Origin of the sequence: Azospira sp. APE16 (assembly GCF_047901315.1) — a bacterium.
GTDB lineage: Bacteria > Pseudomonadota > Gammaproteobacteria > Burkholderiales > Rhodocyclaceae > Azospira > Azospira oryzae.
The window spans coordinates 2,199,282-2,213,093 of the sequence record NZ_CP179682.1; the positions used below are offsets into that span (position 1 = coordinate 2,199,282).

Annotated in this window: 12 protein-coding genes; 11 read left to right on the plus strand and 1 reads right to left on the minus strand. The window is 66.1% G+C overall.

Annotated features, from left to right (window positions below; all coding sequences use genetic code 11):
• Positions 1 to 102 precede the first annotated feature (102 nt).
• The 11 genes from trmA (at position 103) to ACLSSQ_RS10610 (ending at position 12,803) form a co-directional block, all read left to right on the plus strand.
• Complete coding sequence (gene trmA, locus ACLSSQ_RS10560) at positions 103 to 1,191, plus strand: tRNA (uridine(54)-C5)-methyltransferase TrmA (protein ID WP_416242647.1); 1,089 nt, start codon at positions 103 to 105, stop codon at positions 1,189 to 1,191.
• A gap of 472 nt (positions 1,192 to 1,663) precedes the next feature.
• A complete protein-coding gene (locus ACLSSQ_RS10565; protein ID WP_416242648.1) occupies positions 1,664 to 3,226 on the plus strand; it encodes an ABC transporter substrate-binding protein in 1,563 nt (520 codons plus the stop codon).
• A gap of 47 nt (positions 3,227 to 3,273) precedes the next feature.
• Positions 3,274 to 4,242, plus strand: coding sequence for an ABC transporter permease (locus tag ACLSSQ_RS10570; protein ID WP_014237294.1), 969 nt, complete (start codon positions 3,274 to 3,276; stop codon positions 4,240 to 4,242).
• Entirely contained in the window at positions 4,239 to 5,195 is a 957-nt protein-coding gene (locus ACLSSQ_RS10575) for an ABC transporter permease (RefSeq protein ID WP_416242649.1), read from the plus strand. The genes ACLSSQ_RS10570 and ACLSSQ_RS10575 overlap by 4 nt, the downstream gene beginning before the upstream one ends.
• A gap of 56 nt (positions 5,196 to 5,251) precedes the next feature.
• Positions 5,252 to 6,136 (plus strand): hypothetical protein, encoded by an 885-nt coding sequence (locus ACLSSQ_RS10580; protein ID WP_416242650.1) that lies wholly within the window; start codon positions 5,252 to 5,254, stop codon positions 6,134 to 6,136.
• Between the two features lie 96 nt (positions 6,137 to 6,232).
• Positions 6,233 to 6,616: a hypothetical protein gene (locus ACLSSQ_RS10585; protein ID WP_014237291.1), complete on the plus strand. Its 384-nt coding sequence runs from the start codon at positions 6,233 to 6,235 to the stop codon at positions 6,614 to 6,616.
• Positions 6,617 to 6,876: 260 nt separating this feature from the next.
• Complete coding sequence (gene katG, locus ACLSSQ_RS10590; RefSeq protein ID WP_416242651.1) at positions 6,877 to 9,057, plus strand: catalase/peroxidase HPI; 2,181 nt, start codon at positions 6,877 to 6,879, stop codon at positions 9,055 to 9,057.
• Positions 9,058 to 9,377: 320 nt separating this feature from the next.
• Complete coding sequence (locus ACLSSQ_RS10595) at positions 9,378 to 10,211, plus strand: hypothetical protein (protein WP_416242652.1); 834 nt, start codon at positions 9,378 to 9,380, stop codon at positions 10,209 to 10,211.
• A 77-nt stretch (positions 10,212 to 10,288) separates the two neighbouring features.
• Positions 10,289 to 10,828 (plus strand): hypothetical protein, encoded by a 540-nt coding sequence (locus tag ACLSSQ_RS10600; protein WP_416242653.1) that lies wholly within the window; start codon positions 10,289 to 10,291, stop codon positions 10,826 to 10,828.
• A gap of 156 nt (positions 10,829 to 10,984) precedes the next feature.
• Complete coding sequence (locus ACLSSQ_RS10605; RefSeq protein ID WP_416242654.1) at positions 10,985 to 11,308, plus strand: hypothetical protein; 324 nt, start codon at positions 10,985 to 10,987, stop codon at positions 11,306 to 11,308.
• Between the two features lie 220 nt (positions 11,309 to 11,528).
• A complete protein-coding gene (locus ACLSSQ_RS10610; RefSeq protein WP_416242655.1) occupies positions 11,529 to 12,803 on the plus strand; it encodes an MFS transporter in 1,275 nt (424 codons plus the stop codon).
• Here ACLSSQ_RS10610 and ACLSSQ_RS10615 read toward each other — a convergent pair.
• The gene (locus tag ACLSSQ_RS10615; RefSeq protein WP_416242656.1) at positions 12,723 to 13,757 is read right to left on the minus strand and encodes a YeiH family protein; all 1,035 of its coding nucleotides are present in this window, start codon (positions 13,755 to 13,757) and stop codon (positions 12,723 to 12,725) included. The two genes, ACLSSQ_RS10610 and ACLSSQ_RS10615, sit on opposite strands and share 81 nt — an antisense overlap.
• Positions 13,758 to 13,812 lie beyond the last annotated feature (55 nt).

Genomic DNA, 13,812 nt, shown 5'->3' on the forward strand with positions numbered 1-13,812 from the left:
TGTGTATATTGCGGCTGCGCCGGCCCGCCCGACCCGAACACCCACCCGGTCACGCCCCCTGTCATGCCGCCGGCGCACCGTGACTGCCGCCCTGCCAAGACCATGCCGCTACGCAAAATCAACCCTGCCGCCTACGACGCCCTGCTGGCCGAAAAGATCGCCCGCTACCGGGCCGACTTCGCCCCCTTCGATCTGCCCGAGCCCCACATCGCCCGCTCCGCCCCCCTGCACTACCGGCTGCGGGCCGAGTTCCAGATCGTCCGCCGCGAGGGCCAGGTGGCCTACGCCATGTTCAACCCGGACAATCCCCGGGAAGCGGTGCCCCTGGAAACCTTCCCCGTGGCCTCCGCCACCATCTGCGAAATGATGCCGCGGCTGCGGGACGAACTGCAGGCCAGCGAACTGCTCAAGGACTACCTGTTCCGCGTGGACTTCCTCTCCACCCTGAGCGGCGAACTGCTGGTGACCCTGGTGTACAAGCGGCCCCTGCGCCCCCTGTGGGAAGCGGCCGCCCGGGACCTGGCGCAGCGGCTCAACATCCAGCTCATCGGCCGCAGCCGCGGGCAGAAGCTGGTCCTGGGCCGGGACTGGGTCGAGGAAAGCTTCGAGCTGGAAGGCCGCCAGCTGCGCTACCAGCAGATCGAGGGCGCCTTCTCCCAGCCCAACGGCGAGGTGAACCGGCAGATGCTGGCCTGGGCCTGCGCCCGGGCCGACACCCTGGGCGGCGACCTGCTGGAGCTGTATTGCGGCAACGGCAATTTCACCATCGCCCTGGCGCCCCACTACGAGCGGGTGCTGGCCACGGAAATGAGCAAAACCTCGGTCCATGCCGCCCAGTACAACCTGGAAGCCAACCGGGTGGACAACGTCAAGGTGGTGCGCATTTCCGCCGAGGAATTCAGCGAAGCCTACAGCGGCACCAAGGAATTCACCCGCCTGGCCGGCATCGACCTGAAGGGCTACCGCTTCTCCACCGTCTTCGTGGACCCGCCCCGGGCCGGCCTGGACGACGGCACCCTGGCACTGGTGCGGGGCTTCGACCACATCCTCTACATCTCCTGCAACCCGGAGACCCTCAAGGCCAACGTGGCAGCCCTGCACGACACCCACCGCATCGCCGCGGCCGCCGCCTTCGACCAGTTCCCCTACACCGACCACCTGGAGTGCGGCCTGCTGCTGAGCCGCCGCTGACACCCGGCCTGCCGGCGCCCCTGCCGGCAGCCGGCCCCGGGCGGAAGAGGAACGCTGTCATGGCATGGCCCGGGAGGCAGAAAGGACGCCATTCTCCAGCCACGACAGGCCGGAATGTCCGTCCTTCCTTGCTCCCAGGCCGATGACCTGATGGCAGGACACCCCGGGACTGGCGCCGCCTTTCTCGCTTATCTTTCTCGCTTATCTTTCTCTCCCGCTTTTCTGCCGCCTTCCCCGCCAGCCGGCCTGTCTCTTTCATCCGCCACACCTTGCACCTGCTCCCGGCAGCGCCCGGCGACTGATGCCTTCCACCACTTACCACCGCCGGCTGATGCCGCAGCAACGCCGCTCCGCGATGGCCGCCGTCCTTTCCCCCGGCCGCCGGCCTCGGTAGACTGGCGCCTCCATGGCCCCATCATTCCGTTGTCGGCCTCATCCAACGCGCTTCATTCCTACGCCCCGAAGAAACCCCATGGCCCGTCGTCTGCTGCTGTTCCTCCTGCTTCCCCTGCTGCTCCTCGCCAGCCCGGCCCTGCGGGCGGCCGGACTCAGCGTGGGCCTGGCCGCCGACGTTTCCTCCCTGGACCCCCACTATCTCAACGCCGCCCCCAACATCGCCGTGGCCAGCCACTTCTTCGAGACCCTGGTGGCGGTGGACAAGGACGGCCAGCTGGTGCCCGGCCTGGCCCAGTCCTGGCAGGCCATCAATCCCACCACCTGGGAATTCAAGCTGCGCCCCGGCGTGAAATTCCACGACGGCAGCCCCCTCACGGCGGAGGACGTGGTCTTCTCCCTGGACCGCCCCGCCAGTCTCACCCAGAGCCCGGGCCCCTTCACCGGCTTCACCAGGGCCATCAGCGGCAAGAAGGTGGTGGATGCCCACACCCTGCGCCTGACCACGGCCCAGCCCTACGGCCCGCTGCCCCTGGACCTGGCCTCCATTTTCATCGTCTCGAAGAAAGCCGCGGCCAAGGCAACGACGGAAGACTTCAACAGCGGCAAGGCCCTGGTGGGCACCGGCCCCTTCCGCCTGGTGAAGTTCCGCCGCGGCGAGGCGGTGGAGCTGGCCCGTTTCGACGGCTACTGGGGTGAGAAACCCGCGTGGGACACGCTCACCCTGCGCATCCTGCCGGCGGATGCCGCCCGCCTCGCCGCCCTGCTGGCGGGCCAGGTGGACATGATCGAAGGCGTGCCCGGCGCCGACGTGGCCAGGCTGAAGAAGGACGCCCGTTTCCGGCTGGAGCAGCGCGTCTCCTGGCGCACCCTGTTCCTGCAACTGGACCTCTTCCGCGACGCCTCGCCCTTCGTCACCGACCTGGCCGGCAAGCCCCTGGCAAAGAATCCCCTGAAAGACCTCAAGGTGCGCCAGGCCCTCTCCCGGGCCATCAACCGGGAGGCCCTCGCCGCCCGCACCCTGGACGGCCTCGGCGTGCCCGCCAGCCGCCTGGTGGCGCCGGGCATTCCCGGCCACGGCCAGCAGCCGGCGGCGGAGCCCTACGATCCCGAAGGGGCCAAGCGTCTGCTGGCCGAAGCGGGCTACCCCCAGGGCTTCGCCCTGACCCTGCACGGCCCCAACAACCGCTACCTCAACGACGAGCAGATCCTGCAGACCCTGGCCCAGTTCTTCGGCCGCATCGGGGTCAAGACCAAGGTGGAAACCCTGCCCCTGGCCGCCTATTTCGGCCGCCTGCGCCATGCCGATTTCAGCGCCGCCCTGCTCGGCTGGGGCTCCCTCTCCGGCGACTTCGCCCTGCGCACCCTGCTCGGCACACCCGACGAGAAGAGCGGCTGGGGCGCCTGGAACTGGGGCCGCTTCAGCGACGCCAGGGTGGATGCGGACATCCGCAGCGCCCTGTCCAGCACCGACCCGGCCCGCCGCAGCCGCGCCGCCGAGACGGCCATGGATCAGGCCATGCAACAATTGCCGGTGATCCCCCTGCACCATCAGGTGGCCACCTGGGCCCTGCGCGCGGGCCTCACCTACCCGGCCCGCATCGACGAATTCACCTTCGCCGCCCAGGTGCGGCCCCGCTAGGCCGGCAGGCACGCCGAGCTGCCCCAACCCCGGACGAGACCCGCACCGTGACCTTCATCCTCCGCCGTCTGCTGCACGGGGCCTGGGTCCTGCTGGCGGTCTCCGCCCTGGTCTTCGCCGCCCTCTACGTGGTGGGCAACCCGGTGGAACTGCTGGTGGATCCCCAGGCCGACCCGGCGGACACGGCCCGCACCATCGCCGCCCTGGGCCTGGACCAGCCCCTCTGGCGCCAGTACCTGACCTTCCTCGGCAACGCCGCCCGGGGCGACCTGGGCACCTCCTTCATCCACGGCGTGCCGGCCCTCTCCCTGATTCTGGAACGCCTGCCGGCCACCCTGGAACTGGCCGCGAGCGCCCTCTTCCTGGCCCTGCTGCTCGGCATACCCCTGGGCCTGTGGGCCGGCCTCCGGCCGACCTCCCTCGCCGGCCGCCTCATCGGTGCCGCCTCCACCCTGGGCTTCGCCCTGCCCGCCTTCTGGGTCGGGCTGATGCTGATCCTGGTCTTCGCCGTGCAACTGCAATGGCTGCCGCCGGGGGGCCGGGGCGAGACCCGGGAAGTGCTGGGCCTGTCCCTGTCGGTTTTCACCCTGGACGGCTGGCGGCACCTGCTGCTGCCGGCCCTCAACCTGGCCCTCTACAAGGCCGCCCTGGTGGTGCGCCTGGTGCGGGCCGGCAGCAGGGAAGCCCTGGCCCAGGACTACGTGCGCTTCGCCCGGGCCAAGGGCCTGACGGAAAGCCGGGTGGTGACGGGCCATGTGCTGCCCAACACCCTCATTCCCGTGGTCACCGTGCTGGGCATGGAACTGGGGGCCCTGATCGCCTTCGCCGTGGTCACCGAGACGGTGTTCGGCTGGCCCGGCATGGGCAAGCTGTTGATGGACGCCATCAACGCCCTGGACCGCCCCGTGGTGGTGGCCTACCTGCTCTTCGCTGCCGCCCTTTTCGTGGTCCTCAACCTGCTGGTGGAACTGCTCTACGGCTGGCTCGACCCCCGGGTGCGGGAGGGGCGGCAATGAGCGAGTCCCGTCCCGATTCCTCTCCCGATTCCTCTCCCGTTTCCACTTCCGCTGGCGGCGGCGTTGCGGCCCCCTGCATGGGCCGTTTCTCGTCATCCTTCCTCGCCCGCTTCGCCGCCAACCCCGCCGGCAAGCTGGCCCTGCTGCTGCTCGCCCTGACCCTGCTGGCGGCCTTCGCCGGCCCCTTCCTGGCGCCCCAGAACCCCTACGACCCGGCGGCCCTGGACATCCTGGACACCCGCCTGCCCCCGGGCAGCGCCGCCGCAGCCGGCGGCACCTATCTCCTGGGCAGCGACGAACAGGGCCGGGACCTGCTCTCGGCCATGGTCTACGGCCTGCGCCTGAGCCTGCTGGTGGCGGGCGCCGGCGCCGGCCTGGCCTGCCTCCTGGGGGCCGCCCTGGGCCTGACCGCCGGCTACTTCGGCGGCCGCTGGGAGCGGCTGGTGCTGGCCCTGGCCGACCTGCAGCTGTCCTTCCCCGCCCTGCTCATCGCCCTGGCCCTGCTGGCTCTCTCCGGCCCGGGCCTCTTCAAGGTGGCCCTGGCCCTGGCCGCCTCCCAGTGGGCCTACTTCGCCCGCAGCGCCCGGGCCGCCGCCCTGGTGGAATCGGGCAAGGACTACATGGCCGCCGCCCGCCTGCAGGGCCTCTCCCACGCCCGCCTGCTGTGGCGCCACCTGCTGCCCAACTGCCTGCCGCCCCTGCTGGTGATCCTGCCCCTGCAGCTGGCCGCCGCCATTTCCCTGGAAGCCACCCTTTCCTTCCTCGGCCTCGGCGCCCCGGCCACCGAGCCCTCCCTCGGCCGCCTCATCGCCAACGGCTTTGCCTACCTGCTCTCGGGCCAGTACTGGATCAGCCTCTATCCGGGCCTGCTGCTGACCCTGGCGGTCACCGCCATCACCCTGGCCGCCGACCGGCTGGCCGCGGTGCTGGACCCGCGCCGGCAGGAGGACTGACAATCCTCCCCCTGCCCAGGCCCCCCACACCAACCGCCTTCCAACCGATATCCGCCATGCGACTGATCGACCAACTGCAACGCCTCTACTGCCTGCCCCAACAGAGCGGCCACGTCCTGCCTCCGGGCGCGGCCGTCACCGCCCCGGCCCGCCGCCTCGCCGCCGCCGACCTGGAACGGGGCCCGGCCGGCGAGGCCGCCATTGCCCTGCACCTGACCAGCCCGGAAGGCCATGCCCGGGCCCTGGTCATCGAATTTGCCCGCAGCGCCCACTGGCCCCAGGCCGCCGCCCTCTGCCAGGCCCTCACCGAGGAACTGGAACTGCCGGCCCCGGCCGTGGCCGTCGGCGGTCCGGCGGGCTACCAGCTGTGGCTGTCCCTGGCCGAGCCCCAGCCCGTCGCCGCGCTGCAAGCCTTCCTCCAGGCCCTGGTGCACAAGTATCTGGCCGACGTGCCCGCCGCCGCCCGGCGCTGCTACCCGGTCGACGGTGGCGAGGGCAACGACTGCCCCCGACTGCCCCCGGCCCGGCTGGCCAACGAGGGCTGGAGCGCCTTCATCGACCCCACCATGGGCGCCATGTTCGCCGACGAGACCTGGCTGCCCATGGCCCCCAACGCCGACAAGCAGGCGGACATGCTGGCCGCCCTGAAAAGCATCGGCACCACGGATTTCCAGCGGGCCCTGGCGCAACTGCAGGCGGAGTCCGCCGCGGCCGTGGCTAACGAGCCGCTGGCCGAACCGCCCGTACAGCCAACAGCCAAGCCATTCTCCACGGCACCTGCCGCGACAGCCGCGTCCCTGGCCGCTCCCAGCCTGGGCAGCCAGTTCAGCGATCCCCGGGACTTTCTCCTGGCGGTGATGAACGACGCCGGCGCCAGCACCGAGCAGCGCATCGAGGCGGCCAAGGCCCTGCTGCCCTATTTCCACGGACCCAAGCGCTGAACGGTGCCGCCGCGCCGGACGGCGCCCGCTTCTACCACCACTCTCCCACCACTTCCCCAACCACTTTCCATACCCTCCACTCCGCCGGAGCCAGCCATGAGCACCTTCACCAAAGTCACCCTGTATACCGATCACGACGGCTACGCCCGCTTCCGCGAGGAAGAAGTGCCCCTCAGCGAAGGCACGCCCCAGGCCATGCTCTCCGCCCTCACCCCGGCCAAGGCCTGCCAGTTCCGCCAGAGCCCGGTGGGTTTCCGCAGCCAGTTCCACTGCACCACCGAAGAACAGTGGCTGTTCGTCCTCGGCGGCGAAATGAAGATCGGCCTGCAGGACGGCAGCAGCCGCAACTTCAAGGCCGGCCAGCACTTCTACTCCGCCGACACCCTGCCCGCCGGCGCCACCTTCGATCCCAAGGTGCACGGCCACTGGAGCTGCCAGGTGGGCGACGAGCCCCTGGTGACCCTGTTCGTCAAGGTGTAAGTCCGGTTCCCGGCAATCCCGTGGCGGCCCTGATGCCGCCGGTTGCAGACGCCAAAACGGCCGCAGCGATGCGGCCGTTTTCTTTTTGGGCGGCGGACTATACTGCCCGGACAGGTCGGCCCGGGCAGTCGTTTTTTCCGCCATCCTTCACCATAGCCATTGGCTATTTCTAATATTCAATTAATCAATTTTAATAATTACAGCCGATTCACTAGACTGCCTCATATCCGATCATCAACGGTTCACCCAAGGAGGAAAAAATGGCAAACGACACGAATCAAACCAAGCCCGCCGGCCAATGCCCGGTCATGCACGGTGCCCAGACCACCGCCGGCAGCCAGACCATGCAATGGTGGCCCAAGGCCTTGAACCTGGACATCCTGCACCAGCACGATGCCAAGACCAATCCCATGGGTGCCGGCTTCAACTACCGTGATGAATTGAAGAAGCTGGACGTGGCCGCCCTGAAGAACGACCTCAAGGCCCTCATGACTGACAGCCAGCCCTGGTGGCCGGCCGACTGGGGCCACTACGGCGGCCTCATGATCCGCATGGCCTGGCACTCCGCCGGCACCTACCGCATCGCCGACGGCCGGGGCGGCGCCGGCACCGGCAACCAGCGCTTCGCCCCCCTCAATTCCTGGCCCGACAACGCCAACCTGGACAAGGCCCGCCGCCTGCTCTGGCCGATCAAGAAAAAATACGGCAACAAGATCAGCTGGGCCGACCTGATGATCCTGGCCGGCAACATGGCCTATGAATCCATGGGTCTCAAGACCTTCGGTTTCGCCTTCGGCCGCGAAGACATCTGGCATCCGGAAAAGGACATCTACTGGGGTTCCGAGAAGGAATGGCTGGCCCCCACCGGCGCCGAAGGCAGCCGCTACTCCGGCGAGCGGGACCTGGAAAACCCCCTGGCCGCCGTCATGATGGGCCTCATCTATGTGAATCCCGAAGGCGTGGACGGCAAGCCCGATCCCTTGAAGACCGCCCGGGACATGCGCACCACCTTTGCCCGCATGGCCATGAACGATGAAGAAACCGTGGCCCTCACCGCCGGCGGCCACACCGTCGGCAAGGCCCACGGCAACGGCAGCGCCGCCAACCTGGGCCCCGCCCCGGAAGCGGCGGAGCTGGATGAACAGGGCCTGGGCTGGAACAACCACACCAGCCGTGGCATCGGCCGCGACACCGTGACCAGCGGCATCGAAGGCGCCTGGACCACCAACCCCACCCAGTGGGACAACGGCTACTTCAAGCTGCTGCTCGGCTACGACTGGTGGCTGCAGAAGTCCCCCGCCGGCGCCCACCAGTGGGAGCCCATCAACATCAAGGAAGAGGACATGCCGGTGGATGTGGAGAACCCCAGCATCCGCTGCAAGCCCATCATGACCGACGCCGACATGGCTCTCAAGTTCGACCCGGAATACCGCAAGATCGCCGAGCGCTTCCGCGACGACCAGGCCTATTTCTCCGAGACCTTCGCCCGGGCCTGGTTCAAGCTGACCCACCGGGACATGGGCCCCAAGGCCCGCTACTTCGGCCCGGACGTGCCCCAGGAAGACCTCATCTGGCAGGACCCGGTCCCCGCCGGCCGTAAGGACTACGACGTGGCCGCGGTGAAGGCCAAGATCGCCGCCGCCGGCCTCTCCGTCGGCGAGATGGTGGCCACCGCCTGGGACAGCGCCCGCACCTACCGGGGCTCCGACAAGCGGGGCGGCGCCAACGGCGCCCGCATCCGCCTGGCGCCGCAGAAGGACTGGGAAGGCAACGAACCGGCCCGCCTGGCCAAGGTACTGGCGGTCTATGAAAAGATCGCCACTGAGACCGGCGCCAGCATCGCCGACGTCATCGTCCTGGCCGGCAATGTGGGCGTGGAACAGGCCGCCAAGGCCGCCGGCTTCCCGGTCGAAGTGTCCTTCGCCCCGGGCCGCGGCGATGCCACCCAGGCCATGACCGACGTGGAATCCTTCGAGGTGCTCGAACCCCTGGCCGACGGCTTCCGCAACTGGCAGAAGACCCACTACGTGGTGACGCCGGAAGAAATGATGCTCGACAAGGCCCAGCTGCTGCGCCTCACCGCCAGCGAGATGACCGTGTTGGTCGGCGGCCTGCGCGTCCTCGGCGCCAACCACGGCGGCAGCCAGCACGGCGTGTTCACCGAGCGGGTCGGCGTGCTCAGCAACGACTTCTTCGTCAACCTGACCGACATGGCCTACACCTGGAAACCCACGGGCCGCAACAGCTACGCCATCGTCGATCGCCACAGCGGCGCCACCAAGTTCACCGCCACCCGGGCCGACCTGGTCTTCGGCTCCAACTCGGTCCTGCGCGCCTACGCCGAGGTCTACGCCCAGGACGACAACCAGGAAAAGTTCGTGCGCGACTTCATCGCCGCCTGGACCAAGGTGATGAACGCCGACCGCTTCGATCTGAACTAAGGCACCAAACCCCGCCGCCGCCCGCCAGGGTGGCCGGTGAGGCGCTTTACCCCAAGGCCCGGCGGCGTTGCCCCGGGCCTTTTTCCATGTGCAAGCAGTCGCAAGGATTGGTTGCATGACATTTAGCTGAACGACTGGCAAAATCAACGCGGCATTGAACGAGCGCCGTGTATGCCCGCCATCTATCTCCTCGAATATTGCCGCCGGTCTAGCATAAGCCTCCATTGGGAAGCGTCCCGGACTGCCGCATTTTCCGGCTTATACGGCGTTCCACCGGCTTATATGGCAGTTTTATCGTCTACTTCACGTTAGAAATCACTATGCCCACTCATCACGCGAAAGATGACTACCTCGAGAACGGACAGCCTGTTCATCGGTTGTCATATTGCGCATTCCTTGATGTTCTTGGATTCTCCGCCCGCATTCGTGCCAGCTACAAGGACAAAACGGCGAATAAACTTCTACGCCAATTTCACGCAATCTTTGAGAGGCGAATAAACCGGCTGAAATCCGAGGTCGACGAATCTCTACTGTATTTCAAGTCATTTTCAGACAACGTGCTGTTGGCACACCCACGTTTCAGCCACGACATGGAGTCCGAGTTCGGGTTCATCCTGTGGTCAATTAGCGAATATCAATTTGAGATGGCATTGCAAGGCTTCTTCATCCGCGGCGGCCTCTCCGTAGGCAATCTTTTCGTCGATGACAACAGTGTCTATGGCGAAGCCCTGATTGATGCTTATGAGTTGGAAAGCAAGGTCGCGGTTAACCCGATAGTTGTCCTGTGTGACAACACGATGAAATTTGTAGATCACCACATCGGGTACTACTACGGCGAGTCGTCCCCTCAGGTTCGCCACGTCCTCGTCAATGCAGATGGCCGATATTTCATCAACTACCTCTCCGAGTGCATCTTGGAAACCGATGATGGAGAGGAACTTCACGCGGATTCGCTGCACAAGCACAAAGAGCAAATCGAGCTTGCGCTTTCGCTCTATGCTGACCAAGCAGCCGTCTTCGCCAAGTTCTCCTGGCTCTCTGCCTATCACAACTATTTCTGCGAGTCCGTATCCTCGTATCCAGGATATTCGGACGCGCTAAAGATAGACAGCGAGCTTGCGACAGTGAAATTCAAGACGCTGGTGAAAAAGTGATTTCTAACCTTTCGGTCAACACGGACCTTGCACATAAAACCGCGCAAGGCCGGTTACCTCCCCGTTAGAGCTTGCTCATGCAGCCCACAGAATTCAACGACAGCTTCAAGTTATTTCCATATCGCAAAGACTATGAGGATGGAAGAACGAATAACGGCGGCATTGATTTATCGAGAGAGCCTTGGCGTATTGCTGAAATAACAGAGGCGAAAGACTTCCCGGAACTTCTTCACCTCATCAAGGAGTTCAACAAAAACAGCTCTCCGTTTCTCACGCTTGGCTGTGAGGCGAGCTTTGACGAAGGCTTGATGCACGGATACGTAGAGTTCACGCTCAAAGACGATAACTTGGCAAACGACTTGTCATTCATCGCTGAGCTTGATGAGAATTTTTACGCTTGGGCACGAAAAATTGACCCAGAGCTTGAGTCCACGCTGCGCAATGTTCTTGCTTGGGAATACACGCCCTTCTCGTATCACGGAGAGTCGCAAAAGCACAAAGTTTCGTTCTTCTTCCGTGCTCCCGACCAAGATTACGCTGGCAAAACCCTCAATGTTGTTCGCACTTACTTCTGCGAAACTCTTGCGAAAACGCTAACCGATGCCCCGTCGCTCTAACAATTCCGTCGAGAGGGACCGCCCACAAGCTGCGCTTGTGGGTTCCCTTCGCGGCTTCGCCGCTACGGCGGCCCCTCACGTCAAACGTTAGAGCGCGCTACTGAATCTATGGGCTACCGTCGTTACCGTCGAAAGCGTTCCATGGCAGGGGAAGCTATGGCGGACACCGCATTCATCGTAAATCGCCTTTCATGGAAGGGTGCTGTAATTTTTGGTGTAGTTCAGTTTGTGGTGTTCTATTGGCTGCTTCCGGCGTGGGTCAATCACCAACTCGACTCACTGCAGAACAATATGTTTCGCCCCATTGTGGAGGCCGTTTTTGCTCGGCGGGTTCACTGGCTTCAGTGGCTTGCTATTGCGCTCGCTCTCGTTTGCTCGCTCTTCGCTGTCCGCAACTACTTCGCCTCAGAACGTCTTGGCCGTTATGGCGAGAGCAACGTCAGTTTCTTTAGTCGTCTTTTGGCGCGATGGCTCGACTAATGGTCATTCAAGCCGCACGCTCTAACCCTGCGCTCAACCGGACCTGCGCGAAAAACCGCGCAGGTCCAGTTAGCTCCACGTTAGTTCTACGTTTCAAGCTCCCCGCCGATCCAAACTTACCAGTTCTGCCTAAGGCCGTTAGCCCCCGCTTTACCATTCGTCACAACCTCCCCCGCCCCTTTTCGTTAGCATGTCGGGCACGCTCCCCTGACGCCCCGCCATGCCGCCTTTTCTCCGCGCTCTCAATTCCCGCAATTACCGGCTCTATTTCGTCGGCCAGCTGATTTCCCTGGCGGGGACGTGGATGCAGCAGATCGCCATGGCCTGGCTGGCTTACCGGCTTTCCAATTCGGCTCTCGTGCTGGGCAGCGTGGGCTTTGCCAGCCAGATTCCCATCCTCTTTTTTTCCGCCTTCGCCGGGGTGTGGAGCGACCGGGTGGACCGGCGGCGCCTGCTTCTGCTGAGCCAGAGCCTTTCCATGGTGCAGGCCCTGGTGCTGGCGGTACTGGCCTGGATGGAGTGGATCACGCCGGGGCTGCTGATTTTCATGGCCCTCTGCCTGGGCTGCATCAATGCCCTGGACGTGCCGGCACGGCAGGCCATCGCGGTGCAGTTGGTGGACGACAAGGAGGACCTGCCCAACGCCATCGCCCTCAATTCCTTCCTCATGAACGCGGCCCGCTTCGTCGGCCCGGCCCTGGCGGGGTATCTGGTGGTGCTGATGGGGGAGGCGGTGTGCTTCCTGCTCAATGCCCTTTCCTACCTGGCGGTGCTGCTGGCCCTCTCGGCCATCCGCCTGCCGGCCCAGGGCCCCAGTCGGCCGGCCCCGGCCCTGGATGCGCTGAAGGAGGGTATCCGCTATGTGCGCGGGCATGGCCCGATCCGGCGCTCCCTGCTACTGGTCTCCTGCATCAGTTTCCTGGCCACGCCCTATGCGGTGATGATGCCTCTCTTCGCCAAGGAGATTTTCGGCGGCGACGCGGGCACCTTCGGCCTGCTCATGGGCTGCGCCGGCGCTGGCTCCCTGGTGGCCAGCTTCTTCCTCGCCAGCCGGCGCGACACGGGCGGCCTGGAAGGCAAGGTGGCCCTGGCCGCCCCGGCGGTGGGGGCCGCCCTCACCTGCTTCGCTCTCAGCCCCTCCCAGCAGGTGGCCTACCCCATCATCATGAGCATCGGCTTTTGCGTCATCATCACCATCGCCGGCAGCAACACCCTGATCCAGACCCGGGTGGACAACGCCTACCGGGGCAGGGTCATGGCCATCTTCTCCATGGCCTTCCTCGGCATCGCCCCCCTGGGCAGCTTCATCGTCGGCAGTGTCGCCCATCAGGTGGGCATCCGCCCCACCCTGGCGGCCTGCGGCCTGCTGACCCTGGCGGCGGGGCTGGTTTACCGCCGCCTGACCCGGGCCGTCTCAGCCCAGGAGCCAGTTGAGCAGGCCGCCGCCGAGCACCAGATGGACAAAGAGGGCGGCACCCAGCAGCAGCGGCCGTAGGCCGGCCCGGCCCATGCGGGCCAGGGTGGTCTCCAGGCCCAGGGCGGCCATGGCGGCCGTTAGCAGCACCATGCCGCACTGGCGCAGGGCCGCCACCGCCCCTTCGGGCAGCAGTTGCAGGGAATTGACCCCGGCCAGCAGGATGAAGGCCACGGCAAACCAGGGCACCGCCACCGAACTGCGGCGGGACGCCCCCTCCGCCTCGGCCCCGCCCCGCCGCGCCAGATAGGCGCCGAGCAGGAGCAGGAAGGGCACCAGCAGCAGCACCCGGATCATTTTCACCACCACCGCACCACGGGCCACCTCCGGCCCCAGGGCATCGCCGATGGCCACCACCTGGGCCACTTCATGCACGGTGGAGCCGACGTAGCGGCCGAAGTCCAGATGCTGGGGGCCGATCCAGGCATACAGCAGGGGATAGAGGCCCATGGCCAGGGTGCCGAAGAGCACCACCGTGCCCACCGCCACCGCCGTCTTTTCCGCCGTGCGGGCTTCGTCCAGGCGCAGCACGGGCACCGTCGCCACCACCGCCGCGGCGCCGCAGATGGCGCTGCCGGCGGCAGTAAGCAGGGCCGTCTCCCGGTCCAGGCCGAGCAGGCGGATGCCGATGAAACAGCCCAGGGCCAGAGTGGAAGCCACCAGCAGCACGTCCGCCAGCAGACCGGCGCTGCCCACGGCGACGATCTGCTGCCAGGAGAGGTTGAAGCCGTAAAGGGCCACCCCGGCCCGCAGCAGGTTGCGCTGGGCCAAGCCCAGGCCGGCGCGGCGGGCGCCCTGGGCCAGGGCCGGCCAGCCGTTGCCGAGCACGGCGCCGATGAGGATGGCCAGGGTCAGGGAACTGGCGCCGTAGCGCACCAGGCCGGCGCCCTGGGCCAGTCCCAGGGCCGCCACGCTGATGGCGGCCGCCAGGGCCAGGCCGGGAATCCACTGTCTCCACTGCCGCAGGTTTGCCATGAGTTTCTTTCTCGAAAACGAACCTGGCGAACATTAGCCCCCGCTCATACAATAG

Coding starts and splice junctions, on each gene's coding strand:
- ACLSSQ_RS10605 (WP_416242654.1), top strand. CDS start 10,985: ATGGCGGACACCGCATTCATCGTAAATCGCCTTTCATGGAAGGGTGCT.
- ACLSSQ_RS10585 (WP_014237291.1), top strand. CDS start 6,233: ATGAGCACCTTCACCAAAGTCACCCTGTATACCGATCACGACGGCTAC.
- ACLSSQ_RS10580 (WP_416242650.1), top strand. CDS start 5,252: ATGCGACTGATCGACCAACTGCAACGCCTCTACTGCCTGCCCCAACAG.
- trmA (WP_416242647.1), top strand. CDS start 103: ATGCCGCTACGCAAAATCAACCCTGCCGCCTACGACGCCCTGCTGGCC.
- ACLSSQ_RS10575 (WP_416242649.1), top strand. CDS start 4,239: ATGAGCGAGTCCCGTCCCGATTCCTCTCCCGATTCCTCTCCCGTTTCC.
- ACLSSQ_RS10610 (WP_416242655.1), top strand. CDS start 11,529: ATGCCGCCTTTTCTCCGCGCTCTCAATTCCCGCAATTACCGGCTCTAT.
- katG (WP_416242651.1), top strand. CDS start 6,877: ATGGCAAACGACACGAATCAAACCAAGCCCGCCGGCCAATGCCCGGTC.
- ACLSSQ_RS10565 (WP_416242648.1), top strand. CDS start 1,664: ATGGCCCGTCGTCTGCTGCTGTTCCTCCTGCTTCCCCTGCTGCTCCTC.
- ACLSSQ_RS10600 (WP_416242653.1), top strand. CDS start 10,289: ATGCAGCCCACAGAATTCAACGACAGCTTCAAGTTATTTCCATATCGC.
- ACLSSQ_RS10595 (WP_416242652.1), top strand. CDS start 9,378: ATGCCCACTCATCACGCGAAAGATGACTACCTCGAGAACGGACAGCCT.
- ACLSSQ_RS10615 (WP_416242656.1), bottom strand. CDS start 13,757: ATGGCAAACCTGCGGCAGTGGAGACAGTGGATTCCCGGCCTGGCCCTG.